The following is a 24,346-nucleotide window of genomic DNA, read 5'->3' on the forward strand; positions in this document are numbered from 1 at the left end:
ATATGCAGATTTCGCTCGCTGGCCGCACGGCCGTGATCATCGGCGCCAGCGGCGGCCTGGGGGAGGCGATGGCGCACACGCTGGGCGCAGCCGGGGCCCGGTTGGCGCTGGTCGGCCGCAACCGCGCCAAGCTGGATGCCATTGTCGCCGCGCTGGCGGCCGAGGGTGTCGATGCCGCCGCCTTCACCGCCGATGTCACCGATGAGGCCAGCGTCGCCGCACTGGTTGCCGACGTGAACGCCTGGAGCCCGAATCCGCAGATCCTGATCAATTCGGCCGGCACCAACATCCGCAAGAATCTGGTGGAATTCAGCCTGGCCGAATTTCGCAGCGTCATCGATTCCAGTCTGATCTCCACCTTCCTCGCTTGCCATGGCTTTGTGCCGGGCATGATGGGGTCGGGCTATGGCCGCATCATCAATCTGGCTTCGATCATGGCGCATATCTCGCTGCCCGGCCGCACCGCCTATTCCTCGGCCAAGGCCAGCCTGCTCGGCCTGACCAAGGCGCTGGCGCTGGAACTGGCAGCCGAAGGCATCACGGTGAACGCCATCAGCCCCGGCCCGTTCGGCACCGAAATGAACCGGGCAGTGATGGACAACCCGTCAGCCAACGCCGCCTTCCTGGCCAGCCTGCCGGTCGGCCGCTGGGGCAAGGTGGAGGAAATTGGCGCGCTGGTGACCTATCTCTGTTCCGATCTCGCCGGCTTTGTCACCGGCACCGATATCCTGATCGATGGGGGCTGGACGGCACGATGATCAAGCGGCTGGGTCTGGCCAGTGGCCTTGCGCTGGCGGCAGGATTGCTGGTGGCCCAAGCGCCACCACCGCCGGCAGCGGCGCTGAGCGGCCGCGAGCTGCAGCGCATCACTGGCGAGCGCTTCACCGAAAATTGCAGCGGCTGCCACGGCGCGCCGGGCACCGCCGGCCGCGCGCCCAATCTGTTCGACCAGCGCCTGCTGACCACCCGCAGCGACGAAGATCTGTTCCGCATCATCAGCAAGGGGGTTGAAGGCGCGGAAATGCCGGCCTTTGGCGAGGTGCTGCCAGCCGACCAGATCTGGCAGCTGATTGCCTGGCTGCGGCTGGAGGCTGACACCGCCGGCCCGCGCCCGCAGTTCGTGGCCGATCCAGATGGTGCGGTGATCGCATCGGAACAACAGAAATTCCGCATCAAGGTGCTGGCGCGCGGGCTCGATACGCCGTGGGGCCTCGCCTTTCTGCCCGATGGCCGCCTGCTGGTGACCGAGCGCGCCGGCCGCCTGCGCATCTTGGACGCAAAGGCCGGCCTGGTGGCCCAGCCGGTGAAGAACACGCCACAGGTGTGGGAACGCCAGGATGCCGGGCTGATGGATGTCGCCATCGATCCCGATTATCGCAATAATGGCTGGATCTATCTCAGCTATGTCGAACTCAAGCCCGGTTATGTGCTGCCGCCGCCGCCGGTGCTGAAGCCGGGCGAGCGACCGCCGAACCATCCGTCGATGACGGTGATCGTGCGCGGCCGGCTGGACAAGGCCGGAGAATGGACCGACCAGCAGACTTTGTTCAAGGCGCCGGTTGATCAATACACCGTCAGCGGCTCGCATTATGGCGCGCGCTTTGCCTTTGATGCGCAAGGGCGGCTGCTGTTCAGCATTGGCGAGCGCGGCGACATGAAGAATGCGCAGACGCTCGGCACTGGGCTGGGCAAGCTGCACCGGATCAACCGCGACGGCAGCATCCCGGCCGACAATCCGTTCGTGAACACGCCGGGCGCGGTGAAGAGCATCCTCAGCCTTGGCCACCGCAACCCGCAGGGACTTGCCTTCGATGGCCAGGGCCGGCTGTGGGAGGCGGAGCACGGCCCCAGCGGCGGCGACGAGATCAACCTGATCCGGCCCGGCGCCAACTATGGCTGGGGCGTGGCGACGATGGGCATGCAGCCCGGCATTTCGGCGCGCGAGGCGCCAGGCATGGTGGGCCCCATCACCTATTACACGCCGACCATCGCGCCATCGGGCATCCACATCTACAATGCCGGGAACACACCGGGGCCGCGTTATCCGCGCTGGAGCGGCAATCTGTTCGTCGCGGCGTTGGCTGGCCAGCAATTGCGCCGGCTGGTGCTGGACGGGGAGCGGATCGTTCACCAGGAAGTGCTGTTCAAGGCCTATGGCCGGGTACGCGCGGTGACGACCGGGCCGGATGGGCTGCTCTATGTGCTGGTGCAACAGCCAACCGGGCAGGGCACCGGACAGCCGCTGTCCGCGGCGACCCCCGGCCTCGTCATCCGTCTGGAGCCGCTGCCATGAAGCCGATTCTCGCCCCAATTGCCTTGGTTGCCGCCTTGCTGGCCGCCGCACCGGCGCTGGCCGGCACGGCCGCGGTCGCGCCGCTGGGCACCAACGCCAAGGGCGAACAGGTGGATGCCATAACGCTTACCAACCGCAGTGGCATGCGGGTGGTCATCCTCACCCGTGGCGGCGCGATTGCCGAAGTCTCGGTGCCGGACCGCGCCGGCACATTGACCAATGTCGTGCTCACCCGGCCGGATTTCGACGCCTGGGATCGCGGCGGCTCGTTCAACACGCTGATCGGCCGGTTTGCCAACCGTATTTCCGGCGGCGGCTTCACCATCGATGGCCAGCGCTTTGCCCTGCCGGCCAATCCCGAAACCGGCATCACCATCCACGGCGGCACCAGCGCGACCGGCGGCGGCTGGGGCACGAAATTGTGGGCGGCCAAAAGCTTCCAGACCGCGACGACGGCCGGCGTCGCGCTCAGCCTGAACAGCCCGGATGGCGACAATGGCTTTCCCGGCGCCATGGCAGTTACCGCCACTTACACGCTCAATGATGCCAATGAATTGCGCATCGACTGGCAGGCCACGACCAGCAAGCCGACCCATATCAACGTGACCAATCACACATACTTCAATCTGGGCGGCCATGGCCGCGCGCCGATCGACGCGCACCGGCTGCGGCTGCACGCCAGCCGCTACACGCCGTCCAACGAACGCAATCTGCCGACCGGCGTGATTGCGCCGGTCGAGGGCACGCCGTTCGATTTCCGCGTGGCCAAACCGATCGGCCCGGCGCTGCGCAGTTCCCACCCGGATATGCTCAACACCAAGGGCCTCGATCACAATTTCGTCGTCGAAGGCGCACCGGGCACCCTGCGTCCGGCCGCTGAACTGGTCGATCCGGTCTCCGGCCGCCGGCTGGCGATCAGCACCACCGAGCCCGGCATGCAGGTCTATACCGCCAATGGCTTCAACGGCAGCCAGGCGGCGGCCGGGGGCCTGATGCTGCGCCAGGGCGATGGCGTGGCGATCGAAACCCAGCATTACCCCGACACGCCGAACCGGCCGGAGTTTCCCTCCACGCTGCTGCGGCCGGGCGAGACCTTCGTGTCGTCAACGGTATTTGCCTTCGGGGTGGTGAAATGAAGCGTCTTGCCCCCACCCTTTTGCTGAGCGCCCTGCTGCTGGCGGCCAGCCCGGCGGTGGCAGCTGATCTGAAGATCATCAGCATAGATGTCGACGGCGGCGCAGCCACGCTGTACATCACGCCGGAGGGCCGGTCCCTGCTGATCGACACCGGCTGGCCCAAGGGCCGCGGCGGCCCGCGCGCCGCGCCGGGCGGGCCGCCGGTGCCGCCGGCGCCAACCAGTGCCGAACGCATTGTCGCTGCCGCCAAGGCGGCCGGGCTCAGCCGCATCGATACCGTGCTGATCACCCATTATCACATCGATCATATCGGCGGGCTCAACGATCTGGTGAAGTTGATGCCCGTCGGCGAGGTGATCGACCATGGCCCCAATCGCGAGTTCGTCACGCCGGAACTGCCCAAGGAAAAAATCCCGATCTCCCCGGATGTCATCTACCCGCTCTATGCCGAGGCCAGGACAGGCCTGAAAACGCGGGTGATGAAGGCCGGCGAGCGGATCAGGATCGATGGGCTGGAGCTGATCGCCGTGCACAGCGACGGGGAATTTTCGCCCAAGGCCATTCCCGGCAGCGGCGCGCCCGGGGCCAGCTGCACGGGGCCGACCGACATGGCCGATAATGGCGGCGAGGAAAATCCGCGCTCATTGGGACTGCTGCTGCGCTGGGGCAAGGCCCGCATCCTCAGCCTGGGCGATGCCAGTTGGGCGCTGGAGTATAGACTGGTCTGCCCGCTGAACCGGGTGGGCGGTGTTGATCTGATGTTTGCCGACAATCACGGCAGCGGTGTTTCCAATCCGCCGGCGTTGGTGAACAGCATCCGGCCGAAGCTGGTGGTGGTCAACAACGGCCCGACCAAGGGCGGCGATGGCGATGTGCTGGAACGTTTCAAGGCGATTCCAGGCGCCAAGGTCTGGCAATTGCATGCGGCCACCCGCAGCCCGGCCGCCGACACGCTGTCGGAGCGTATCGTCAACATCGACCGGTTCGGCAATCAGAACCTGCTGATCACCGTGTCACGCGATGCCTGCTTCACCTTCACCAACGAACGCATCGGCACCGCCGAACGTCATTGCGCCTGATCGGGCAGCGGCGGATCGCCAAGGCGCCGGCCTGACAGGCGGCCGAGCAGCTTGAACGCATAGAGCATCACCCGGCCGCGCAGCGGTTGTTCCGGGCCGGCATGGGCGGGCAAGCCGATGCCCGGCAGATCGGCTCGCGCCGCCACGCTGCCGGCATCGGGATCGAGCGCGATGGCGAACAGCAGACGCTGCGCCTGCGCGCTGCTAAAGCGTTCCCGCAGCACGCCTTCCACCAGCAGCGGCAGGTGGCGTTCCAATGGGTCCATCTGCAACAGATCGGGGACGGCGGCGATCAGGAGCAGGGTGCGCACCTGCTGTTCGGGTGATCCGTCGCGGGCGGGCGGCCAGCTTGCGAGTTGTCCGCGGATGCGGGTGAGGGCGCTGGCCAGAGCCTCATCGGGCGGTTCGGCCGCGATCGGCGCCACCAGCCCGGCATCGGATGGCAGGCGCTCAAAGGCGATGCGGTCCAGATCGAGCGGCGGTTCGGCTGGCAGCGCCAGCGCGGCAGGGGCCTCTGCGGTGGCCGGCGCGGCGGGCAGCGGGCGGGGCTGCGGGCTAGCTTGTGCACGCGACGCTGTCGGCGCTGCGGCAGGCAGCGCGGCGGGTACGGCACTGGTCGCGTCTGACGTCACTGGCGCCAGATAATCGGCCACCTGTCCGGCTGGCGCGGTGTCCGGCGCGGCTGGCACCGACCGGTGGCGCTGCTGGGCAACGGCAGCCAGCGCCAGCCACAGCGCCAGCAGGGGCAACAGCCACAGGCCGCGACGGCCGGCGGGCGGTGGCGCGGCCGGCTCCCAACGGAACAACAGCACCGCCGCCAGCAAGGCGATCAGGCCGTGCCCGGCCAGCGCCGCCAGCTCGAACCCGGCAGCGCGGGTACCGGTGCCGGTCACCGCCGTCTGGATCGCCACCACCGCATGGCGGCCGGGCAACAGGTTGGACAAGGGCAAAGCCCAATCCGGCAGGCTGGCCAGCGGCACCGCCACGCCGCCGATGATCAGCATCGGCAGGAAGATGCATTGGCCCAGCGCCTGCACGGCCGGCACATTCGGTGCCAGATTGCCGATCAGCGCGCCGATGCACAGGAAACACAGGCCGGCCGTGGCCAGCGCCAGCATGGTGGAGACCGGATGCGGCAGTTCCGGCATGCCCAGGCCGCGCGCCGCGAAATGCTGCACGATCAGCGCGCCGGCCAGCAACAGGGCGCGGGCCAGCACCAGTGCCGCCACGAAGCGCCAGCGCGGCGCCGGGGTCAGGGCATAATGGCGCCACAGGCCGGCTTCACGCTCCGCCACCATCTGCGTCGGCAGGCCAAAGGCGGCGCTACCCAGGATGGTGATCGTGAAAAACTGCCCGGCATGCAGGGCCAGCGGCACCGGATCCTGGCCATAAAGCGCCCAGAACCCGACCAGAAAGAACAGCGGGAACAGCCAGCCATAGATCAGCGCCATCGGATTGCGCAGCGTCGCCAGCAGATTGGCCCACAGCAGCGGCCGGAACGGGATGTCAGCCATGCGGCGGTTCCTGCGCCGCCAGCACGACATCGGCAAGGCTGGCGCTGGTCACGCTGAGCTCCAGCACCGGTACTGCGCCAGCCTGCGCCAGCAACTGGCGCACGGCGGCCGCCACATCCTGCGCCGCGATTTCGATGCTGGCGCTTGCGGCCCCCGGCAGCTTCTGTGCCGTCACCATCCGGATCTTGCTGGGCAGGCTGGCGATCAGATCGGCGGGGCGTCCGCCCGTCAACAGCCGCCCGCCGGCCATCACCAGCACCCGGTCACACAGGCTGGCGGCTTCGGCCAGATCATGGGTGGCCATCAGGATGGCGGCACCGGCCGCGCGCCGGTCAGCCAACAGGGCGGCCAGATCGCGCCGCATGCCGGGATCGAGCGCGGTGGCCGGTTCATCGAGCAGGATCACCGCCGGCTCATGCTGCAAGGCCAGCGCCAGCGCCAGCCGCTGGCGCTGGCCGCCCGAAAGCGTCTCCACCCGCTGCCCGGCGATTGCTGCCAAGCCCAGCGCGGCCACCAGCTGCGGGCTGGGCGGCTGACCCTGCAGCCCGGCAAACAGCGCCAGCGTCTCCGCCACCCGCAGCCGCGCCGGCAGGCCGGGCTGTTGCAACAGGGTGCCGGTGGCGGCGCGGGCCGACCGGCTGCCCGGCGCATGCCCGGCCACGCGGATCTGGCCACTACCGGGTGCGGCCAGCCCGGCCAGGCAATCGATCAGGCTGGTCTTGCCAGCGCCGTTCAGGCCGATCAGGCCAACAATCTCGCCAGCGGCCACGGTGAACGATACATCGTCCACCACCCGCTGGCCGCCACGGCTGCGGCAGACTTGTGCGACTTCGATCATCGCCTCACCGCTGCGGTGCGTCGATATCCTTTTCCGACCAGGGCATGGTGCGGTGGGCAAAGGCCAGCCGCCATTCCTTCACCGCCGCCGGTGGCAGCGGCGCGCCGGTATTGCCCCAGGATTGGCGCACATAGGTCAGCACAGCGGCAACCTCCTCGTCGGTCATGTCGCCGCCCAGCGGCGGCATCAGGCCGATCTTGCCTTCCAGCCCGTTGGTGAGAATGCGCACCGGCACATCGCCGCTCGCGGCGACCCGCTTCGATCCGGCCAGCGGCGGGGCCACGGTGGCCTGGCCCTGGCCCTGCGCCTGGTGGCAGCCTGAACATTGCTCCGTATAAATGGCCTGGCCGTGCACGAACAGGGCTTCTTCGGCGGCGCTGCGCGGCGGCAACGCCGGGGGCGCCGGCCGGCCCGGCCAGTTGACCAGCGCCAACAGCTTGCGCGCCGGTTCGGCAAGCGTGCCGGCCGTGCTGGCCAGCCGGGTCAGCATGGTCGGTTCGCCGGCCAGATCGAAGCGATTGCCGCCGGCACGCGCGCGCGCCACGCCGGGGATATTGCCACCCGCGCGGCCGCCGGCAACGGCATTGCCGCCGCCCTGCGCCCCGCCGGCAAAGCCCAACGCCAGTCCATCCATGATCGCGGCCCGGGCCGGCGGCGCCAGCGCGTCGTTGCTGGCCATCGCCACCAGCGCCTGGCCGGTGGAGCCGTCGCGGCGCTTGGCGAGCGCACCAGACAGCATCGCCAGCGCATCGGCCGGCGCCGTCGGCGCCGACGCCAGGGCCGACAGCACGGCCATCTCGCCGCCCTTCATGCCCGACACCGCCGCATCGACCAGCACCGGATCATCACCATTTGCCGTCAGCAGGGCGATCATCGGCGCCATGCGCTGTTCGGCGGGCAGCACGCCCAGGCTGGCAGCGGCCTGCACCCGCACCTGCCAATTGGCATCGCCAGCCAGCGCCAGCGCCGCCTTCATCGGCTTGGCAGCGGCGGTGGCCAGCCAGGGTTCGGCCAGACGCAGACCGGCCACACGCAGTTCCGGCCGCGCATCGGCCATCGCCAGCAGCGCCAGATCGGCGCGCATCGCGCCCATGCCGTGCAACGTCCACAGCGCGTGCAGGCGGGTACGCCAATCGCCCTTGCGGTCGCGCGCCAGCTTCACCAGCAAGGGCACCGTCGCCGGATCGGCGCGCTGCACCAGCAATTGCTGGGCGGTGTCGCGCCACCAGCCATCGGGGTTGGACAGGTGGCCGACCAGCGCGGCCGAGGTGTCGCGGCTCATCTGCGGGCGGGCGGCGGGTGCCGGCGGCACGGCGCGGCCATCGGGGCCCAGATAGACGACGCGGTAGATACGGCCATGGCCGGTGCCGCGCGCCAGCCCGCGCTTGTTGATGTAATCGCGCAGATAATCGGTCTGCAGCGGGCCATCCTGCGACACGCCGCGATACATGTCGGCGATGTAGATGCTGCCATCAGGCGCGCCGGCCAGCGCGGTGGGGCGGAAGCGCACATCGGTGGAGGCGAGGAATTCGCCCTTGGGGTAAAAATCCTCGGCCATCTTGCGGCCCTGGCCATCATCCTTCAGCCGCAGCAGGTGGACGATGTTGGTGGCACCATCGGCCACGAAGCCCATGCCCTGCATCTCGGCCGGCAGCCGGCCGCCACGATAGATCAGCGGCGAGGAGACACCGCCATAATAGCTGGCGGTGCCATCGGTGCGGAACACCTCGCGCCGATAGCCGCGATTGAGCCCGAACGTGGGGTGGGCCGGCCAGATATTGGTCTTTTCCTGATCGACGAGATTTTCGTACAGGCCGCGCGTGCGCACCAGATCGGGATTGCGCGCATAATAATCCGGCGAGACATAATCGACGAACAGCGGATCGGTGTTGACGTTGCGATAGATGCGCCCCGCATCATCCTGGGCAACGCCCCACTGGCCGCGGCGCAGGCCCGGCACGGTCACGAACTGGCCGGCCTTGTACGCCAGATTCCATTCATGCTCCGACACGACCAGCAGATTGTCCATGCCCCAGAACAAGCCATTGGCGCCATGTTCCAGCACACCAAGCCGGGCAAAGCCGTCGGCCACCTTCACCTTGGTGTCGGCCTTCAAGTCGCCATCAGTATCGCAGGCCTTCCACAAGGTGGGCGGTTCGCCGATCAGCGCGCAGCCGCCGGCAAGGATCTTGAACGCGCGCGGCAACACCAATTTGTCGGCAAACACGGTGCGCTTGTCGAACACGCCATCATTGTCGGTGTCGTCCAGCACCACCAGCCGGTTCACTGGCTCCAGGCTGTTGTCCATCGACAGATTGTGCGCCCAGCCCGGCAATTCCATCACCCACAGCCGGCCATCGCCATCAAATTCCATCAGGATCGGATCCTGCACCAGCGGTTCGGCGGCCACCAGCTCCACGGCATAGCCCGGCGGCATGGCAAAGCTTTTCAGCGCATCGCGCGGCGCCCTTACCGCCGGCTCATCGGGTTCGCTCGGTTCGAAAAATGGCCAGTGCCGATTGAGCTCGCTGCGCGGCGGCGCCGTCAGACTGGTCGCAGCCAGCAGAAAGGGCGCCGCCAAGAGCGTGAAAAAGGCGCCATTCAGGGCCTTGCGATGTGCCATGGTCTTCATCCTGCCGATGGTGCCTTCGTGCCGCAGGCGGCGGCGCTTGGCAATTCCATACTGTATATAGTATGCGCGCCGTGCAAGCGACGTTTGTGTCGGCTTGACGGTACGGACGACGTGCCGCATGCCCCGGCTCGGAGCAAAGGGCCGATGCAAGCAATACAGGCGGGGCGGCGTGCGCGGTGGCTGGGGCTGCTGGCGGGATTGCTGGCCGCGATCCTGCTGCCCTGGGCGCTGATCGGTGAAGACGTGGCGCGGCTGGCATCTGCAACCGCGACCGGCCTGGCGGATCGGCCCTGGCTGGTGATGGGGCTGGTGGTGTTGCTGCTGGCGCTCGATCCGCTGCTGCCCGTGCCCTCCAGCATTGTCGCGGTGGCCGCTGGCAGTGCGTTGGGGTCGGTGATCGGGGCGGCGGCAATCTGGCTGGGCCTGATGGCCGGCGCGTTGCTGGGCTATTGGGTGGGCCGCTATCCGGGCCGGGCGCTGACCAACCGGCTGCTGGGGGATGCGGCGCTGGCCGGGCTGAATCCGCGGCTGCACGCACTGGGGCCACTGGCGCTGCTGCTCAGCCGACCGGTGCCGGTGGTGGCCGAAGCGGTGGTGATCATGGCCGGTGCCGCGCGCATGGCGTGGGCGCCGTTTCTGCTGGCCATGGTGCCGGCCAACATGGCGCTTGCCATCGCCTGGGCCGGGCTGGGCGCGGCCTCGTCGGCCGGCAATCTGGGGCCGGCGCTGGTGGGGGCGATTGCCGTGCCGGCGCTGGGCCATGCCATCTGGTACCTGCTGCGTCGCCGTTGAAGAAAAAAGAGTATCCATGTCGCTTGTTGTCCTGATGCTGGCCCAATTTGCGGCCGCAGCGCCGCCCCTGGTGGTCACCGCCTCGCGCTTGCCGCCGGTGTCTGCGCCGATCCGGGTCGATGCCGAGACGCTCGACAGCAGCGGCAGCGTGGCATCGGCGCTGGCAGGCGTGCCCAATTTGTTCATCGCGCAAGCTGGCGGACGCAGTGGCTTTGCGGCTGCCACGCTGGATGGCGCCGATCCCAATTTCACGCTGGTGCTGTTCGATGGCGTCCCGATCAACAACGCCACCAGTTCGCGCGGCGGCGCGGTCAACCTGGCCGAGATCGGCAGCTTTGGCCTGGCCGGGATCGATCTGCTGACGACGCAATTGTCGGCGGTGCATGGATCGGGGGCGCTGGCGGGCGTGCTGGCGATCACGCCGCAGGGCCCTGCCGATCGGCTGGCGTTCACGGCGCAGGGCGGCGGCATCACGCAGCAGGGGTTGACCCGGGGCGGCCATATGCTGGCCGCTGGCGTGTCCGGCCCGATGGGCGGCGGCTGGGGGGCCAGTCTGACCGGCCAGATCGACGACGATGGCACCCCAACGCCGCTGGCCCGGTTCGTGGCGCGCACCGCTGTGTTGCGGGTGGTGCGCGATAATGGCGGCGATCGCTTGCTGCTGCGCTTCAACGACATCGATTCGGCCGGCTTTCCGGATGCCAGCGGCGGCGCGTTGCTGGCGACACGCCGCCAGGCCGAAACCCGCCGGGCACGCGAATATCTGGCCGCGGTGCGCACCCGCCAAAGCCTGGGCGAGGGCTTGGTGCTTGATCTCAATGCCAGCTGGCTGGGGCGCAGCGACACGCTCGCCAGCCCTGGTGTCGCGCGCGCGGCCAGCAATCCCAATGGCCTGCCCGCCAGCACGGATGAGACGCGCTATGATCGCCTGATCGGCCAGGCCAGCCTGGCGTGGACGGCCGGCGCCACCCAGATCGCCGCCGGTATCGAGGGCAGCAACGAAAGCGGCCACTCCAGCGGCAAACTGGATTTCGGCTTCTTCGCGCTGCCGACCGCCTATCGGCTGGACCGGGCGGCCTGGGCCGGCTTTGCCGAAATCGCCAGCCGCGCCGGTGCCGTATCCGGCCAGGGTGCGTTGCGCGTCGATCGCATCGGCAGCCTCAAGGCCCGGCTGTCCGGCCGTGTCGCGGCAGCCATCGATCTGGGCGCGGGCTGGCGGGTCGAAACATCGGCCGGCAGCAGCTTCAAGGCGCCCAGCTTCTATGCGCTGGCCAATCCGCTGGTCGGCAACCCGGCGCTGCGGCCCGAATCCGGCCGGCGGGCCGATGTGGCGCTGATCTGGCAACAGGATCGCACCCGCGTGCGCCTGACCGGCTTTGTCGCGCGCTATCGTGATCTGATCGATTTCATCTTTCAGCCGGCGCCGGCGCTGGTCAATCGTGGCCGCGTCGCGGTGGACGGCGTGTCCGCCAGCCTGGCCCAGCAACTGGGCAACGTGCAGTTCGATCTGGCCGTGCAGCATGTCTGGCCGCGCGATACGGCCGGCGGGCCTGATCTGCTGCTGCGGCCGCGCTGGCGCGCCAATGTCGCCGTGCGCTGGCAGGTGACCGACCGGTTCGCTGCCCATCTGCGCGCCGGCCAGATCGGCGCGCGTGACGACGAATCGGTGCCGGGCGGGCGGCAGCGCTTGTCGCCCTATGTGTCTTTGGCGGCGGATGCGCGCTGGCAGGCGACGGACGCGCTGACCATCAGGCTGGCGGCCGATAATTTGCTGGATGGCGACTGGCAGGATGCCGCCGGCTTCCCCGCGCCGCCGCTGCGCCTGCGTCTGCTGGCCAGCGTCCGGCTCTAACAGTCCTACCCATATGATACGCAGCGTCGTGTGCTGCCCTGCAGGCGTCGCTGAAGTGGTTATTGCTATTCATCGGGATGGCAGCAAACGGCCCACCCCCCCGACATTCCCCTCGACATGTGTGGCAAACGAAGCATTGCTGTGTCGGCAGGCTGCTATCGGCTGACGTGCAAGCCATGGGAGTCACCACTCTCGGTGCTCTGGCCAGTGGGAGAAGCGTGCCGCTGCTCCACACAGGGAGCCAGCAATGACCACAACGCAGAAGACCACTCGCCGTGTATTGACCCTCCGCCAGCCCGTGGCGGAACACGATGCACCAAACGCCCTGGCTGCACCTGTTACCCCAGTAACAGTCCAGCAGCCGGCACGGGTCAGCAAACCCGGCCTGATCCGCTCGCGGCTGCCCGCTGGCGGTGTCGATCAAGGACCTGACGGCCGTGGCCGATCTGCCCTGGGCAGAGCAGGTTGCCGCTGCCTTCGACCCTCCGGTGGATAGAGCCTGACACTTGGCCCCGGATGAACGCCCACAAGCGGACCTTCCGAAGTTCCGAGAAGGGTGGTTAGCGGACCTTGTGTGGCTATACAGGATCGGCGGGCTTCCAACTCGGCATGGCTTTGGGGTGGACCGCCCGAACGTCGCCGTTTGGTTAGGTCCTTAGGAAGCGTCAGAGGCCACGCGCGCGTTGAAGAGTGAAGATCAGCCCAAGCGCGGCAAGCCCGGCGAACACGCCGCCAACGGCGAAGGTGGCGGAGGGTCCGAGGCCGGCCCAGAGAACGCCGGCAAGCGCGCTTGAGGCCAACATTGTGACGCCGCTCGCTAGATTGAACATCCCAAACGCCGTGCCGCGAAAACGATCAGGAGCCGCGTCGGCGACAAGCGCCGCCAGAACGCCTTGCGTAAGACCCATGTGGAGGCCCCACAGGGCGACGCCGACCAATACACCCGAAATAGTTGGCACCGTGGCCAGCACAATGTCCGCCAACACCAGAACGCCAAGCCCTGCGGCCAGCAGGATGCGCCGATCAATCCGATCCGACAGACTGCCCGCTGGCGTTGCGACGACCGAGTAGACGACGTTCATCACCACCATCACGACCGGCACAAGCGCCACGGCAAGCCCAACGTCCTGCGCCCGAAGGACGAGAAAGGCTTCGCTGAACCGGGCCATCGTGAACACCACGCCGACGGCGACGACCGACCAGTAGGCGCGACCCATGTCACGAATTTCCGACCAGTGGATGGGGACAGGGCGCTTTTCGGTTGCTGTCCCTCGACGAGGTTCTTCGACCCCGACGACAAGGAGGAAGACCGCAATCGCAGCCGGGACGACAGCCCAGGCGAACACCGAACGGATATCGCTGGCGAACAGGATCATCAGGCCCATGGCCACCAGAGGGCCGATGAAGGCTCCAACGGTGTCGAGCCCCTGACGTAGGCCAAAAGCGACGCCACGAACCTCCGGCGGGGTGATGTCGGCGACCAGAGCATCGCGCGGAGCACCCCGTATGCCTTTCCCAATTCGGTCGGCGAAACGTGCTCCAAGGACCTCAAACGGCGTGATCGCCAGCGGAAAAACGGGTTTGGTCAATGCGCCAAGGCCATAGCCGAGCACAGCGAGAAGCTTGCGCTTCCCGAGCCGGTCGGAAAGCCATCCCGAAAAGACCTTGCTGATCGAGGCCGTCGCCTCGGCAACACCTTCGATCAGGCCGACGAGAGCAACGCTCGCCCCCAGCGTTCCCACAAGGAAGATCGGCAACAGGCTGTGGATCATCTCCGACGAGATATCCATGAACATGGAGACGAACCCAAGCGCCCAGACGCCACGAGGGACGGCACGCAATCCGGAAAACAGCCTCTGCATAAATCAAAGATACCATGACCCGAAGATTCCATGGAGCCCATTGAGGGGCTCGCTCATCGGGCTGGCGGGATGTAGTGAACTGTAACCTTTCGAAGGCCCGCAATGGGTCGTTTCTCCCCGTTGGCTCGGCACCCGGAAGCGGGCCCTTGCCAAGCAGTCCGCAAAGGGACTCCACCTCGGATTCTCTAACTGCACATTGGGTGGAATATCGCCGACGAACTGCCGGACCATTCATCAGCCCAACGCGCTGTAAAAGCTTACCATTTTTTAACCAGAACTGCCGAGGGCGGGGTTCGGGTGATCAGAGACAAAAGGCGTTCAGAGACCGCTTTGGCCGCTTACCCCAGTCTCTGGAGTTCGGGTGGCATCCGGAAAATGGTGCGATTACTGGGGGCTTTGCGCCCCTGCGGCGGCCCGGTTCCGGGTTCGCGATAGGGAAGTGGCGGAGAGGGTGGGATTCGAACCCACGGTGAGCTTGCACCCACAACGGTTTTCGAGACCGTCCCGATCGACCACTCCGGCACCTCTCCGTGATGCGCCCGCAGGCTGGTCAAGGCGCGGCCTATAGCGAAGGGGGGCGGGGATGCCAAGCCTGTTCGGGTGGCCGATGTGTTGCGCGACATCGCTGCCCCTTCAACCCGTGCGCTGCGCCCCTATATTGTGCTGGTTGCCGGCTTGCCATCACCGGCATTTCCGTCCCTAATTGGAACCCTATGCTGCCAATGCCCGAACCAGACAGCCCCGCCGACACCGCCGCCTTCACCATCGGTGATGTGGTGCGCCACCGCGTGTTCCCGTTCCGCGGCGTGATTTTCGATGTCGATCCGACGTTCAACAACACCGAAGAATGGTGGGAATCGATCCCCGAAGCCATCAGGCCGCACAAGAATCAGCCATTTTACCACTTGTTCGCCGAAAACGAGGAATCGACCTACGTCGCCTATGTCAGCCAGCAGAATCTGCTGCCGGATGCCGATGGCGATCCGGTGCATCACCCCGGCGTGACGCAGATGTTCTCCGGCCGGGTGGGCGGCCGTTACCAGATGCGCAGCCAGATCCGGAATTAGAGCGCTTTCCGACCAACTTGGATCAATGTCATGGCCGTTCCGGCGACCCCTCCGGGGCGGGGCGCTTTCGGTCCAAGGCCGCGTCGCTCGTCGGTTACGATGCACAAGGCATCGCGCCCTCCTCACTTCTTGCCTTGAACCAAAATCGGCACCGTGCCGATGACCCAAGTTGATCGGAAAGCGCTCTAGATCCGCTTGGCTACCGCAATGGCGGCCCGGCAGCCGGCGCGAATCACGGCTTCCATGATCGGGAAGGCGCCGCCGCCGGTGTGGGCGTTGGCAGCCTCGCGATGCTCCACCTCATCGGCACGGTAATCGTCGATCATCGCCTTCAGCTCCGGATCGCTGCCGTCGGCCAGCGCCAGCGTCTGTTCGCCATAATGATCGTCGATCACGGTTTCGACCGCTTCGGTGCAGGCCATGGCCGCCTTTGGCCCCAACAGGGCGGTGCCGGCCCCCAAGGCAAAGCCGGCCACATGCCAGATCGGGCCGAAGATCGTCGGGCGCACGCCGCGCCGCACCATAATGCCGTTCATGCCATCCAGATGCCGCTGTTCCTGGACGGCCATGTGGCGGATTTCGCCGGCCATGGCGTGGCGCCCGCCCATCACCGCCAGTTGCCCGGCATAGATGCGCGCAGCGCCGGTTTCGCCGGCCTGATCCACCCGGATCATCGCGATCGCATTGGGGCGGCGATCGCCGGGCAGGCGGCGTTTCAGGCCAAGGTTCTGGGGCGCGGTTTCAAGATCAGCCATGTGGCAGCTCCGGCGAGCAGAAGGGACATCAGGAAGTTCCATCCTGCCATGGAAATGCCGAACATCTGCCATGGTATGGCGTCGCAGCGCACCAGCGGCTGCGCCAGGATATCGGCCATCATCGATTTCATGTCACCCGCCAGCGGCGGCGCCGTGCAGCGGGTGAGGCCCTGCCACCATTTCTGCTCCACCCCGGCATGGAAGGCGGCAATGGCGGCGTTGGCCAGCAGGGCCAGCAGCGCCAACACCGTCACGGGCCGGTTGCGCGCGGCAAGGCCAAGGCCAGCCAAGGCCGCCGTGGCCATCAGCGCATAGCGTTGCCACCAGCACATTTCGCACGGCGCCAACCCACCGACATATTGAAAGCCATAGGCCCCGGCCAGCAGCGCCAGCGCGCCGCCGCCGATCACCACAGCCGCCCGATCAGAAGGCATATTTGACCACGACAAAGCCACCGACGAACAGCGCCGTCGCTGCCAGCGCCAGCGTGTTGAAATAGCGATCGATCAATTCTTGCGCCTTGGCACCAAAGCGCCGCAACACCAGTGCCACCAAGAAAAACCGCCCGCCACGGCCCAGGACAGAGGCGGCAATCAGCACCGGGATCGACAGCGACACCGAACCGGCAGCGATGGTCGCGACCTTGTAGGGGATGGGCAGGAAAGCGAAGGCCAGCATCCACAGGAAACCGTGCGCCTTGATGTCGGCGGCGAACGAAACGAATTTGTCCTGATAGCCATAGAAATCCAGCAGTGGCACGCCGACCGTCTGATACAGCAGCGAACCGATGGCATAGCCGAGCAAGGCCCCCACCACCGACGCCGCGGTGGACAGGCCCGCATAGCGCAACGCGCGTTCCGGGCGCGCGATCGACATTGGGATCTGCATCACGTCGGGCGGGACCGGGAAGAAGCTGCTGTCCGCAAAGCTGATGCCCATCAACCAGCGTTCGGCGCCGGGGCCGGCAGCCTTGGCCAGGGTCCAGTCATAGAGGCGACGCAACACGGGCAAGGCTTTCGAGGTCGTGGGCAGGGAATTGCCTAAACGCTTACCCGGCGAATGTGACACACGCAATCACCGCGCCGTCGCGGCGGGTTCAGTGCGATCCACCGCGCGCCGGGCCAGAGCCGGCCACCTGCAGGGCCGGTGCCGCCGGCGGCGCCAATCGACCCACCAGTTTCAGCGCATAATCCAGCTGATAATCCAGCACGCCCTTGGCCTTCAGCTCGTCGGGTTTGACAACAAAACGCGGATCGGGAACGCTGTCCTGCTCCACCAGTTTGTCGGTGGCGTCTTTCAGTTCGTTGATCAGATGCTTCTTCAGATCGGCTTCGCGGATCGGCTTGCGATCGGCAACGCGCGGATCGGACAATTGCGGCACCTGGATATCGGGTTCGATGCCATTTTCCTGCACGCTGCGCCCAGATGGCGTGAAATAGCGCGCCGTTGTCAGGCGCAGCGCCGTATCGCCCGACAGCGGATAGACGGTCTGCACGCTGCCCTTGCCAAAGCTGCGTTGCCCCAGCACCAGCGCGCGGCGATGATCCTGCAGCGCGCCGGCGACGATTTCCGCGGCGGAGGCCGTGCCTTCATCCACCAGCACCAGCACCGGTTTGCCATCGGTGGCATCGCCGGGCTTGGCATAATGATGATCGACATCATTCTTGGCGCGGCGGCGTTCGGACACGACCTCGCCGCCTTCCAGGAACACATCCGACACCTTGATCGCTTCATCGAGCAGGCCGCCGGGGTTGGAGCGCAGATCGATGACATAGCCGGCGACATTGCTGCCCAGCTTGGCCTTGATGCCGTCAACCGCAGCGCGGGTTGAATCGCCGGTCTTGCTGTTGAAAGTGGAAATGCGGATCAGGCCGACCTGCCCACGCGTTTCCCATTTCACCGGGCGGATCACCACGACTTCGCGGGTGAGGGTGAATTCCAGCGGCTTGGTCTCGCCCTGGCGCACCACGGTGAGCTTGATCTTGGTGCCAGCGGCGCCACGCATCTTGTCCACCGCGTCGTTCAGCGAACCGCCATAGATGAGTTCATCGTCCAGGTGGGTGATGTAATCGCCAGCCTTGATGCCGGCGCGCGCGGCCGGCGTGTCGTCCGTGGGCGTCACCACCTTCACCGCGCCGTCTTCGGACGTGACGGTAAGGCCCAGGCCGGTATACTCGCCATCGGTGGTCTGTTTGAGATTGGCGTAATCCCGGCCATCGAGATAGGCCGAATGCGGATCGAGGCTGGCGAGCATGCCGGTGATGGCGCCGCGGATCAGCGTCTTGTCGTCCACCTTGTCGACATAGATCACCCGCACCCGTTCGAACACGTCCATCAAGGCATCGAGTTCCTTGTAGGTATCGGTTTCGGCGGCGGCCTGCACCGCAGCATAGCCGGGCACCAGGATCAGGGCGGCCACTGGCAGGGCGATCTTCCAGCTTTTGCTCAGGCTCATCGACAGACTCGCAGACATTGCACGGATTGATGATAGCAGATGCCAAGCCCGGCGCTACTCCCTGCGGCCTTGCGGCCGAATGAACCGGTCAGCTGCGATGATAGGGATGCCCATCGAGGATGGACAGCGCACGATAGAGTTGTTCAGCAAGCATGGCGCGCACCAGGATGTGCGGCCAGGTCGCCCGGCCAAAGCCGAGCAGCAGATCGGCCTGGCCACGCGTTGTGGCATCATGGCCATCCGCGGCCCCGATCAGGAACCGCACCTCGCGCGCGCCATCATCGCGCCAACGGCCCAGCAAAGCGGCCAGATCGGCCGAGGCCATATCCTGGCCGCGTTCATCGAGCACCACGGTGCGGCCAGCGGCAAACGCGGGCCAAGCGGCCGTATCGCTGATTTCCGTGATCGCCAGCCGGCCCTTCAGGCGCACGGCATAGCGCTGCACCAGATCGGCTTCGGGCGACTGGCCGATGCGGCCGCGGGCGATGATGTGCAGCTTCAGGGCAAGCGCTCAGTGCGGGGCGGTGGCGACGGGAGCCGGCGCTGCGGGCGCATCATCCAGGCCCCACATGCGTTCCAGATTGTAGAACACCCGCACATCGGGGCGGAAAACATGGACAATGATGTCGCCGCAATCGATCAGGACCCAATCGGCGGTGGGCAGGCCCTGCACGCGGGCGCTGCGGCCGAAATCGCTTTTCAATTTCTCGGCGATCTTCATGGCCATGGAGGCCACTTGCCGGCCGCTGCGGCCGCTGGCGACGATCATGTAATCGGCGATGCTGGTCTTGCCGGCGAGCGGGATGGACACAGGGTCCACCGCCTGGTCATCGTCCAGGCTCTGCATGATCATGGCGTGGAGTTCGTCCACCCGGTCAGTCTTGGTCAAACGTGCATCCTTGTTGTGTTGGCCCAATCGGGATCGCGGCGCCGCAATGCGGTCGCCGATTCCGGCCGCAGCCCGGCATGAAGCCTGATTATCGCTGGCAGCGGCGCGTCCGTCCAGCGCGAAGGCGAAATCGGCGACCAGCCGGCCCAACTGAGCGCCGGCGCACCGATCAACGACACGCCGGGGCGCGGCGCCACCGCCAGCGGGATTTCACGCAGGAACCGCCGCCAGCGCCGCCAGCGATGCAGTTCGGCGACGATATCGTCCCCGGCCAGCCAGATGAAGCGATGCTGCGGATAACGGCGCTTCAGCGCGATCACCGTATCAATGGCAAAACGCGTGCCGAGCAGCGTTTCCAGCGCAGTGACGCGGATGCGCGGGTGCCGCGCTTCGCGCTGTGCGCGGGCAACGCGGCTGTCAAGCGCGGCCATGGATTCCGGCGATTTCAGCGGATTCTGCGGCGATACCAGCCACCACACCGCATCCAGCTGCAATTGCTGCATCGCCACAAGGCTGATGTGGCGATGCGCGGCATGCGCCGGATTGAAGCTGCCGCCGAGCAGGCCGATGCGCGCCATCAGCGCCAATCCTCCCGCGCATGGCGGATGCGCAGGATGGTCACGGCGTCGCTGCTGTGACGGTAAAGAATAACATAGCCGAAACGACGCTCGACAATCTTGCGTCGCCCGCCCGGCACGGGTGATCCGATCGAGGGAGTGGCAACAGCCTGCATCACACGGCGCAGCACGGCGCCGGTCGCAGCATCGGCCAAGCCCGGATCGATCCGATCCAGCCACGCTTCAATACGGTCGAGATCAAGCTCGGCCGGTGCCGTCCATCGCAGGGTGCGCATCAGCGCAGCTGTGCCGCCCGGGCCCGATACTTGCGCTGCATGGCGCGCAGCCGTTCAAGCACGACTTCGCCATCCACCCATTCACCGCGGGCAACGGCAGCCTCTGCTTCCTCGCACGCAGCGATATCGGCAGCGGTCAGCGGCTCTTCCACCCAATCGGCATCGAGCTCAGGTACAATGGCTTCAGGGGCGCGGCGGGCATCCATCCCGAGATCATACCCCATCACGGCCGCACCTGGCCAGTGCCGCGCACCAGCGTCTTGAAGATGGTCAATCCTTCCAGCGCCACCGGCCCGCGCGCGTGCAGGCGCCCGGTGGCGATGCCGATCTCCGCACCGAATCCGAATTCGGCGCCGTCGGCGAACTGCGTGGAGGCATTGTGCAGCACGATGGCGGCATCGACGCGCGCCAGGAAGCGTTCGGCCACGTCAGCATCCTGCGCAATCACGCTTTCGGTGTGCTGGCTGCCATGGGCGGCAATATGGGCGATGGCGCCGTCCACGCCGGCCACTTCCGCCACGCTGGCGATGGCATCGAGATATTCGGTATCCCAATCCGCAGCCACGGCCGGCTCCACGCGCGCGTCCAGCGCCTGCACGGCGGCACAGCCGCGCACTTCGCAGCCACCATCGAGCAGCGCCGCCACCAGCCGCTGCTTGAGCGCCGGCGGCGCGGCGGCATCGATAAGCAGGGTTTCCATCGCGCCGCACACCGACGTGCGCCGCAGCTTGCTGTTCACCGCGATCGCCACCGCCGCGTCCGGATCGGCGCTGGCATCGACATAGACGTGATTGATGCCATCCAGATGCGCCAGCACCGGCACGCGTGCATCGGCCTGCACCCGCGCCACCAGCCCCTTGCCGCCGCGCGGGATGATCACATCGATCAGGCCGTGGGCGGCGAGCATGTCACCCACCAGCGCCCGATCCCCCGCCGGCACCATCTGCACGGCCGCGGCCGGTAACCCGGCATCACGCAATCCAGCGGCCATGCAATCAAGCAGCAGCGCGTTCGACCGCGCCGCCTCACTGCCGCCGCGCAGCAGGCAGGCATTGCCCGCCATCAGGCACAGCGCCGCGGCATCCGCCGTCACGCCGGGCCGGCTTTCATAGATGATGCCGATCACACCCAAGGGCACCCGCACCCGGCTGAACTGCAGGCCGTTCGGCTGCTGCCAGCGTGCGATCACTTCCCCCACCGGATCGGGCAGGCCGGCGACCGTATCGAGCCCGGCGGCGATGCCCTCGATGCGCTCCGCATCCAGTGCCAGCCGGTCAACCAGCGCCGATGGCAGCTCGGTGGCGGCCGCTACGTCCGCCGCGTTGGCCGCCAGCAGTTCCGCCGAGCGTGCCCGGATGGCGGCAGCAGCCGTGTGCAGGGCGCGGGCCTTCTGCGCGGTGGGAGCGGCGGCCAGCGCCGGCAATGCAGCGCGTGCCGCATGGGCCATGTTCGTGATCAGATTCATATCAGCACCAAATGGTCAGCATGCACCAACGCCGCCCGCGGCGCATAGCCCAAGGCAGCAGCATGGGCATCGTTGCGCAGGCCCATGATCGCAGCGGCATCATCGGCATCATAACCGGCAAGGCCGCGCGCCAGCAATTCGCCATCCGGGCCGATGATGGCCAGCACATCGCCGCGCCGGAAGCGGCCTTCGACACCGCACACGCCCGCCGCCAGCAAGGACGCGCCGCGCCGCAGCGCCGCCGCCGCGCCGGCATCGACCCTGATCGTGCCCGCCACGGTGATGCGCCCGGCCAGCCACGCCTTGCGGCCCCTGGCAGCGCGCGGCGGCAGGAACAGCGTGCCGCCGGCGCCATTGACGAAATGCGTCAACGGCCGCTCCACCCGCCCGTCGCAAATGGCGAGCGCGATGCCGGCCGCACCGGCCATGCGCGCCGCCAGCAACTTCGCCGCCATGCCGCCCGAACCCATGCCCGACCGTGTTTCGCCCGTTGCCATCGCCATCACCTCCGGAGTGAGCGCCTTCACCACCGGCAAGCGCGTGGCGTTGGCATCGCTGGCGGGATTGGCGGTGTAGAGGCCATCGACATCCGACAGCAGGATCACGCCGGTGGCGCCGGCCGCCTGCGCCGCGCGCGCCGCCAGCCGATCATTGTCACCAAAACGGATCTCCGCCGTGGCCACCGTGTCATTTTCATTCAGCACCGGCACCGCGCCCAGATCGAGCAGCCGCGCGATGGTCGCCGCGACGTTCAGATAGCGCCGCCGATCCTCCAGATCGCCCAGCGTCAGCAGCACCTGCGCCGCTGTCATCCCCTGCGCCGCCAGCAATTGTTCCCACACCCCGGCCAGCGCCACCTGGCCCACGGCGGCGGCCGCCTGCGCATCCTCCAGGCTGGCGCGACCGCCGCGCTCCAGCCCCAGCCGCCGCGCGCCCAGCGCGATGGCACCTGAGGAGACAATCACGATCTGCTGGCCCTGGCTGCGGCGCTCGGCGATATCGGCGACGACGCCGGCCAGCCAGTCGCTGCGCACCGCGCCGGCCGCATCGACCAGCAGCGCCGACCCGATTTTCACCACCAGGCGCGGGCAAACGGCAGGGTCGAAGGTGGCGGCGGGCGTATGCGTTACAGCGGTGACCACGGCCGATCTCCGCCCGTCGTGCGCGTCGCCTGCGATCGGCCGGCGATCTCCATCAATTTGTCGAGCACCGCATCCACGCCCTGGTGCGTCGCGGCGCTCATGCAGAACACCGGCGCACCGCTGGCCTGTTCCAGCGCGCGCTTCTTGGCGGCCAGCGCTTGCGGGCTGACCAGATCGATCTTGGACAGCGCCAGTATCTCCGGCTTGCGATCGAGGCCGCCGCCATAGGCACCGAGTTCCTCGCGCACGGTTTCCCACTGCCCCACCGGGCCGGGCAGGCTGGCATCCACGATATGCAGCAGCACCCGGCAGCGTTCGATATGGCCGAGGAACCGGTCCCCGATGCCGACGCCATCGGCGGCACCGGCGATCAGCCCCGGAATATCGGCCATCACCAGTTCCTGCCCCTTGTGCGCCACCACGCCCAGCTGCGGCTTGAGGGTGGTGAAGGCATAGTTGCCGACCTTCGCCTTGGTGTTGGAAATCGCATTGATCAGGCTGGATTTGCCGACATTGGGCTGCCCGACCAGCCCGACATCGGCGAGCAGTTTCAGCCGCAGCCAGATCCACATCTCCCGGCCCGGGAAGCCCGGCTGGAACTGGCGCGGCGCGCGGTTGGTGCTGGTCTTGTAATGATCATTGCCTTTGCCGCCGTCGCCGCCCTTCAGCAGGATGGCACGTTGGCCCACGGTCGTCATGTCGACGATCAGGGTGCGTTCTTCATCGTCGGCGAGGATCTGCGTGCCCATCGGCACCTTGATCAGCAAATCACCGCCGCCGGCACCGGTGCGGTTGCGGCCCATGCCGTGTTCGCCGCGCTTGGCCTTGAAATGCTGTGAATAACGGAAATCGATGAGCGTGTTGAGGCCATCGACACATTCGAAGATGATGTCCCCGCCCTTGCCGCCATCGCCGCCATCGGGGCCGCCATATTCGACGAATTTCTCGCGGCGGAACGACACCGCCCCGTCGCCGCCGGCGCCGGACGCGAGGAAGATCTTGGCCTGATCGAGAAACTGCATTTTCTGGGAATTTCCAAAACAAAAGGGGAGCCGGTCGCCCAGCTCCCCTTTGTCAAATCAGCGGGATGCCGGGCTTATTCAGCCGCGAGCGGTTCCGCCACCGGATTGACCGACACATATTTGCGGCCAAGCTTGCCGGTGTGGAATTCCACGGTGCCGGTGCTCAGCGCATAAAGCGTATGATCCTTGCCGACGCCGACATTGCGGCCGGCGTGGGTGGGGGTACCGCGCTGGCGGATGATGATGGTGCCGGCGTTGACCGCCTGGCCGCCGAAGCGCTTCACGCCAAGGCGCTTGCTTTCCGAATCACGGCCGTTCCTGGACGAGCCGCCTGCTTTCTTGTGAGCCATGGATAGATGTCCTTACGCGACCGACGTGATCTTCAGCACCGTCAGCTGCTGACGATGACCGTTCTTGCGGCGATAATTGTGGCGACGCTTCTTCTTGAAGATGATCACCTTGTCACCCTTCGTCTGCGCGACGATCTCGGCAGTGACGTTGCCGCCCATGGTGAGCGCGGCGCCTTCGCCGGTCATCAGGGTTTCGAGGTTGACGGCAGCGCCGGCATCCCCATCGATTTTCTCGACGATGATCTTGTCACCATCGGCGACCCGGTATTGCTTGCCGCCGGTGCGCACCACTGCGAACATCACTTCAACCTTAGATATATGGTTCAAAACGGAACATGCAGCCAGAATCG

At 66.9% G+C, this 24,346-nt stretch carries 25 protein-coding genes and 1 tRNA gene; 7 read left to right on the plus strand and 19 right to left on the minus strand.

Going from position 1 to position 24,346, the window contains the following annotated elements:
* Window positions 1-2 precede the first annotated feature (2 nt).
* Genes AC6UUM_RS15905 through AC6UUM_RS15920 form a run of 4 tightly spaced genes read left to right on the plus strand, consistent with a single transcriptional unit; the run spans window position 3 to window position 4,508 of the window.
* A complete protein-coding gene (locus AC6UUM_RS15905; protein WP_500803220.1) occupies window positions 3-758 on the plus strand; it encodes an SDR family NAD(P)-dependent oxidoreductase in 756 nt (251 codons plus the stop codon).
* A complete protein-coding gene (locus tag AC6UUM_RS15910; RefSeq protein ID WP_500803221.1) occupies window positions 755-2,293 on the plus strand; it encodes a PQQ-dependent sugar dehydrogenase in 1,539 nt (512 codons plus the stop codon). The genes AC6UUM_RS15905 and AC6UUM_RS15910 overlap by 4 nt, the downstream gene beginning before the upstream one ends.
* Entirely contained in the window at window positions 2,290-3,429 is a 1,140-nt protein-coding gene (locus AC6UUM_RS15915) for an aldose epimerase family protein (protein WP_500803222.1), read from the plus strand. The genes AC6UUM_RS15910 and AC6UUM_RS15915 overlap by 4 nt, the downstream gene beginning before the upstream one ends.
* On the plus strand, window positions 3,426-4,508 hold the full coding sequence (locus AC6UUM_RS15920) for a ComEC/Rec2 family competence protein (protein ID WP_500803223.1): 1,083 nt from the start codon (window positions 3,426-3,428) through the stop codon (window positions 4,506-4,508). The genes AC6UUM_RS15915 and AC6UUM_RS15920 overlap by 4 nt, the downstream gene beginning before the upstream one ends.
* On the opposite strand, the gene AC6UUM_RS15925 is transcribed toward AC6UUM_RS15920, so the two are convergent.
* Genes AC6UUM_RS15925 through AC6UUM_RS15935 form a run of 3 tightly spaced genes read right to left on the minus strand, consistent with a single transcriptional unit; the run spans window position 4,496 to window position 9,483 of the window.
* Window positions 4,496-6,022: an ABC transporter permease gene (locus AC6UUM_RS15925; RefSeq protein ID WP_500803224.1), complete on the minus strand. Its 1,527-nt coding sequence runs from the start codon at window positions 6,020-6,022 to the stop codon at window positions 4,496-4,498. The two genes, AC6UUM_RS15920 and AC6UUM_RS15925, sit on opposite strands and share 13 nt — an antisense overlap.
* Entirely contained in the window at window positions 6,015-6,860 is an 846-nt protein-coding gene (locus AC6UUM_RS15930; protein ID WP_500803225.1) for an ABC transporter ATP-binding protein, read from the minus strand. Before AC6UUM_RS15930 ends, AC6UUM_RS15925 begins: the two co-directional genes overlap by 8 nt.
* 4 nt (window positions 6,861-6,864) lie before the next feature.
* Window positions 6,865-9,483, minus strand: a complete 2,619-nt coding sequence (locus AC6UUM_RS15935; RefSeq protein WP_500803226.1) for a DUF7133 domain-containing protein — start codon at window positions 9,481-9,483, stop codon at window positions 6,865-6,867.
* A 153-nt stretch (window positions 9,484-9,636) separates the two neighbouring features.
* Between AC6UUM_RS15935 and AC6UUM_RS15940 the strand changes: the two genes are divergently transcribed.
* Both AC6UUM_RS15940 and AC6UUM_RS15945 read left to right on the plus strand, forming a co-directional pair.
* Window positions 9,637-10,284 (plus strand): VTT domain-containing protein, encoded by a 648-nt coding sequence (locus AC6UUM_RS15940; RefSeq protein ID WP_500803227.1) that lies wholly within the window; start codon window positions 9,637-9,639, stop codon window positions 10,282-10,284.
* Between the two features lie 16 nt (window positions 10,285-10,300).
* The gene (locus AC6UUM_RS15945; protein WP_500803228.1) at window positions 10,301-12,136 is read left to right on the plus strand and encodes a TonB-dependent receptor plug domain-containing protein; all 1,836 of its coding nucleotides are present in this window, start codon (window positions 10,301-10,303) and stop codon (window positions 12,134-12,136) included.
* 665 nt (window positions 12,137-12,801) lie between these two features.
* Here the strand turns inward: AC6UUM_RS15945 and AC6UUM_RS15950 are convergent.
* Window positions 12,802-13,932, minus strand: a complete 1,131-nt coding sequence (locus tag AC6UUM_RS15950; protein WP_500803229.1) for an MFS transporter — start codon at window positions 13,930-13,932, stop codon at window positions 12,802-12,804.
* A gap of 506 nt (window positions 13,933-14,438) precedes the next feature.
* A tRNA-Ser gene (locus tag AC6UUM_RS15955) sits at window positions 14,439-14,528 on the minus strand.
* A 192-nt stretch (window positions 14,529-14,720) separates the two neighbouring features.
* Between AC6UUM_RS15955 and hspQ the strand changes: the two genes are divergently transcribed.
* Window positions 14,721-15,065 carry a heat shock protein HspQ gene (hspQ, locus tag AC6UUM_RS15960; RefSeq protein WP_500803230.1) on the plus strand — a complete coding sequence of 115 codons (345 nt, stop codon included), beginning with the start codon at window positions 14,721-14,723 and terminating at the stop codon, window positions 15,063-15,065.
* Between the two features lie 185 nt (window positions 15,066-15,250).
* Here hspQ and AC6UUM_RS15965 read toward each other — a convergent pair whose 3' ends face one another.
* The 14 genes from AC6UUM_RS15965 to rplU all read right to left on the minus strand — a co-directional run bounded on the left by AC6UUM_RS15965 (window position 15,251) and on the right by rplU (window position 24,296).
* Window positions 15,251-15,820 (minus strand): demethoxyubiquinone hydroxylase family protein, encoded by a 570-nt coding sequence (locus AC6UUM_RS15965; RefSeq protein ID WP_500803231.1) that lies wholly within the window; start codon window positions 15,818-15,820, stop codon window positions 15,251-15,253.
* Window positions 15,781-16,254 (minus strand): disulfide bond formation protein B, encoded by a 474-nt coding sequence (locus tag AC6UUM_RS15970; protein WP_500803232.1) that lies wholly within the window; start codon window positions 16,252-16,254, stop codon window positions 15,781-15,783. The genes AC6UUM_RS15965 and AC6UUM_RS15970 overlap by 40 nt, the downstream gene beginning before the upstream one ends.
* A complete protein-coding gene (locus tag AC6UUM_RS15975; RefSeq protein WP_500803233.1) occupies window positions 16,244-16,825 on the minus strand; it encodes a YqaA family protein in 582 nt (193 codons plus the stop codon). Before AC6UUM_RS15975 ends, AC6UUM_RS15970 begins: the two co-directional genes overlap by 11 nt.
* 91 nt (window positions 16,826-16,916) lie before the next feature.
* The gene (locus tag AC6UUM_RS15980; protein ID WP_500803234.1) at window positions 16,917-18,275 is read right to left on the minus strand and encodes a S41 family peptidase; all 1,359 of its coding nucleotides are present in this window, start codon (window positions 18,273-18,275) and stop codon (window positions 16,917-16,919) included.
* An 88-nt stretch (window positions 18,276-18,363) separates the two neighbouring features.
* The gene (locus AC6UUM_RS15985; protein WP_500804995.1) at window positions 18,364-18,777 is read right to left on the minus strand and encodes a 23S rRNA (pseudouridine(1915)-N(3))-methyltransferase RlmH; all 414 of its coding nucleotides are present in this window, start codon (window positions 18,775-18,777) and stop codon (window positions 18,364-18,366) included.
* 9 nt (window positions 18,778-18,786) lie between these two features.
* Window positions 18,787-19,164: a ribosome silencing factor gene (gene rsfS, locus AC6UUM_RS15990; protein ID WP_500803235.1), complete on the minus strand. Its 378-nt coding sequence runs from the start codon at window positions 19,162-19,164 to the stop codon at window positions 18,787-18,789.
* Entirely contained in the window at window positions 19,161-19,742 is a 582-nt protein-coding gene (locus AC6UUM_RS15995) for a nicotinate-nucleotide adenylyltransferase (RefSeq protein WP_500803236.1), read from the minus strand. The genes rsfS and AC6UUM_RS15995 overlap by 4 nt, the downstream gene beginning before the upstream one ends.
* The gene (locus AC6UUM_RS16000; protein ID WP_500803237.1) at window positions 19,742-20,017 is read right to left on the minus strand and encodes a type II toxin-antitoxin system RelE/ParE family toxin; all 276 of its coding nucleotides are present in this window, start codon (window positions 20,015-20,017) and stop codon (window positions 19,742-19,744) included. The genes AC6UUM_RS15995 and AC6UUM_RS16000 overlap by 1 nt, the downstream gene beginning before the upstream one ends.
* A complete protein-coding gene (locus tag AC6UUM_RS16005; RefSeq protein WP_500803238.1) occupies window positions 20,017-20,241 on the minus strand; it encodes a hypothetical protein in 225 nt (74 codons plus the stop codon). The genes AC6UUM_RS16000 and AC6UUM_RS16005 overlap by 1 nt, the downstream gene beginning before the upstream one ends.
* Window positions 20,241-21,482 (minus strand): glutamate-5-semialdehyde dehydrogenase, encoded by a 1,242-nt coding sequence (locus tag AC6UUM_RS16010; protein WP_500803239.1) that lies wholly within the window; start codon window positions 21,480-21,482, stop codon window positions 20,241-20,243. Before AC6UUM_RS16010 ends, AC6UUM_RS16005 begins: the two co-directional genes overlap by 1 nt.
* The gene (gene proB / locus AC6UUM_RS16015; RefSeq protein ID WP_500803240.1) at window positions 21,479-22,624 is read right to left on the minus strand and encodes a glutamate 5-kinase; all 1,146 of its coding nucleotides are present in this window, start codon (window positions 22,622-22,624) and stop codon (window positions 21,479-21,481) included. The genes AC6UUM_RS16010 and proB overlap by 4 nt, the downstream gene beginning before the upstream one ends.
* Window positions 22,609-23,646 carry a GTPase ObgE gene (obgE, locus tag AC6UUM_RS16020; RefSeq protein WP_500803241.1) on the minus strand — a complete coding sequence of 346 codons (1,038 nt, stop codon included), beginning with the start codon at window positions 23,644-23,646 and terminating at the stop codon, window positions 22,609-22,611. The genes proB and obgE overlap by 16 nt, the downstream gene beginning before the upstream one ends.
* Before the next feature lie 74 nt (window positions 23,647-23,720).
* Entirely contained in the window at window positions 23,721-23,996 is a 276-nt protein-coding gene (gene rpmA, locus AC6UUM_RS16025) for a 50S ribosomal protein L27 (RefSeq protein ID WP_353200525.1), read from the minus strand.
* 12 nt (window positions 23,997-24,008) lie between these two features.
* The gene (rplU, locus tag AC6UUM_RS16030) at window positions 24,009-24,296 is read right to left on the minus strand and encodes a 50S ribosomal protein L21 (RefSeq protein ID WP_353200526.1); all 288 of its coding nucleotides are present in this window, start codon (window positions 24,294-24,296) and stop codon (window positions 24,009-24,011) included.
* Window positions 24,297-24,346 lie beyond the last annotated feature (50 nt).

It is taken from the genome of Sandarakinorhabdus sp., assembly GCF_987265915.1.

Bases quoted from the DNA above. Each gene is read 5' to 3' on its own strand.
- AC6UUM_RS15905 (WP_500803220.1), top strand. From the start codon at position 3: ATGCAGATTTCGCTCGCTGGCCGCACGGCCGTGATCATCGGCGCCAGC.
- AC6UUM_RS15910 (WP_500803221.1), top strand. From the start codon at position 755: ATGATCAAGCGGCTGGGTCTGGCCAGTGGCCTTGCGCTGGCGGCAGGA.
- AC6UUM_RS15915 (WP_500803222.1), top strand. From the start codon at position 2,290: ATGAAGCCGATTCTCGCCCCAATTGCCTTGGTTGCCGCCTTGCTGGCC.
- AC6UUM_RS15920 (WP_500803223.1), top strand. From the start codon at position 3,426: ATGAAGCGTCTTGCCCCCACCCTTTTGCTGAGCGCCCTGCTGCTGGCG.
- AC6UUM_RS15925 (WP_500803224.1), bottom strand. From the start codon at position 6,022: ATGGCTGACATCCCGTTCCGGCCGCTGCTGTGGGCCAATCTGCTGGCG.
- AC6UUM_RS15930 (WP_500803225.1), bottom strand. From the start codon at position 6,860: ATGATCGAAGTCGCACAAGTCTGCCGCAGCCGTGGCGGCCAGCGGGTG.
- AC6UUM_RS15935 (WP_500803226.1), bottom strand. From the start codon at position 9,483: ATGGCACATCGCAAGGCCCTGAATGGCGCCTTTTTCACGCTCTTGGCG.
- AC6UUM_RS15940 (WP_500803227.1), top strand. From the start codon at position 9,637: ATGCAAGCAATACAGGCGGGGCGGCGTGCGCGGTGGCTGGGGCTGCTG.
- AC6UUM_RS15945 (WP_500803228.1), top strand. From the start codon at position 10,301: ATGTCGCTTGTTGTCCTGATGCTGGCCCAATTTGCGGCCGCAGCGCCG.
- AC6UUM_RS15950 (WP_500803229.1), bottom strand. From the start codon at position 13,932: ATGTTCATGGATATCTCGTCGGAGATGATCCACAGCCTGTTGCCGATC.
- hspQ (WP_500803230.1), top strand. From the start codon at position 14,721: ATGCCCGAACCAGACAGCCCCGCCGACACCGCCGCCTTCACCATCGGT.
- AC6UUM_RS15965 (WP_500803231.1), bottom strand. From the start codon at position 15,820: ATGGCTGATCTTGAAACCGCGCCCCAGAACCTTGGCCTGAAACGCCGC.
- AC6UUM_RS15970 (WP_500803232.1), bottom strand. From the start codon at position 16,254: ATGCCTTCTGATCGGGCGGCTGTGGTGATCGGCGGCGGCGCGCTGGCG.
- AC6UUM_RS15980 (WP_500803234.1), bottom strand. From the start codon at position 18,275: ATGAGCCTGAGCAAAAGCTGGAAGATCGCCCTGCCAGTGGCCGCCCTG.
- AC6UUM_RS15995 (WP_500803236.1), bottom strand. From the start codon at position 19,742: ATGGCGCGCATCGGCCTGCTCGGCGGCAGCTTCAATCCGGCGCATGCC.
- AC6UUM_RS16000 (WP_500803237.1), bottom strand. From the start codon at position 20,017: ATGCGCACCCTGCGATGGACGGCACCGGCCGAGCTTGATCTCGACCGT.
- AC6UUM_RS16005 (WP_500803238.1), bottom strand. From the start codon at position 20,241: ATGGGGTATGATCTCGGGATGGATGCCCGCCGCGCCCCTGAAGCCATT.
- AC6UUM_RS16010 (WP_500803239.1), bottom strand. From the start codon at position 21,482: ATGAATCTGATCACGAACATGGCCCATGCGGCACGCGCTGCATTGCCG.
- obgE (WP_500803241.1), bottom strand. From the start codon at position 23,646: ATGCAGTTTCTCGATCAGGCCAAGATCTTCCTCGCGTCCGGCGCCGGC.
- rpmA (WP_353200525.1), bottom strand. From the start codon at position 23,996: ATGGCTCACAAGAAAGCAGGCGGCTCGTCCAGGAACGGCCGTGATTCG.
- rplU (WP_353200526.1), bottom strand. From the start codon at position 24,296: ATGTTCGCAGTGGTGCGCACCGGCGGCAAGCAATACCGGGTCGCCGAT.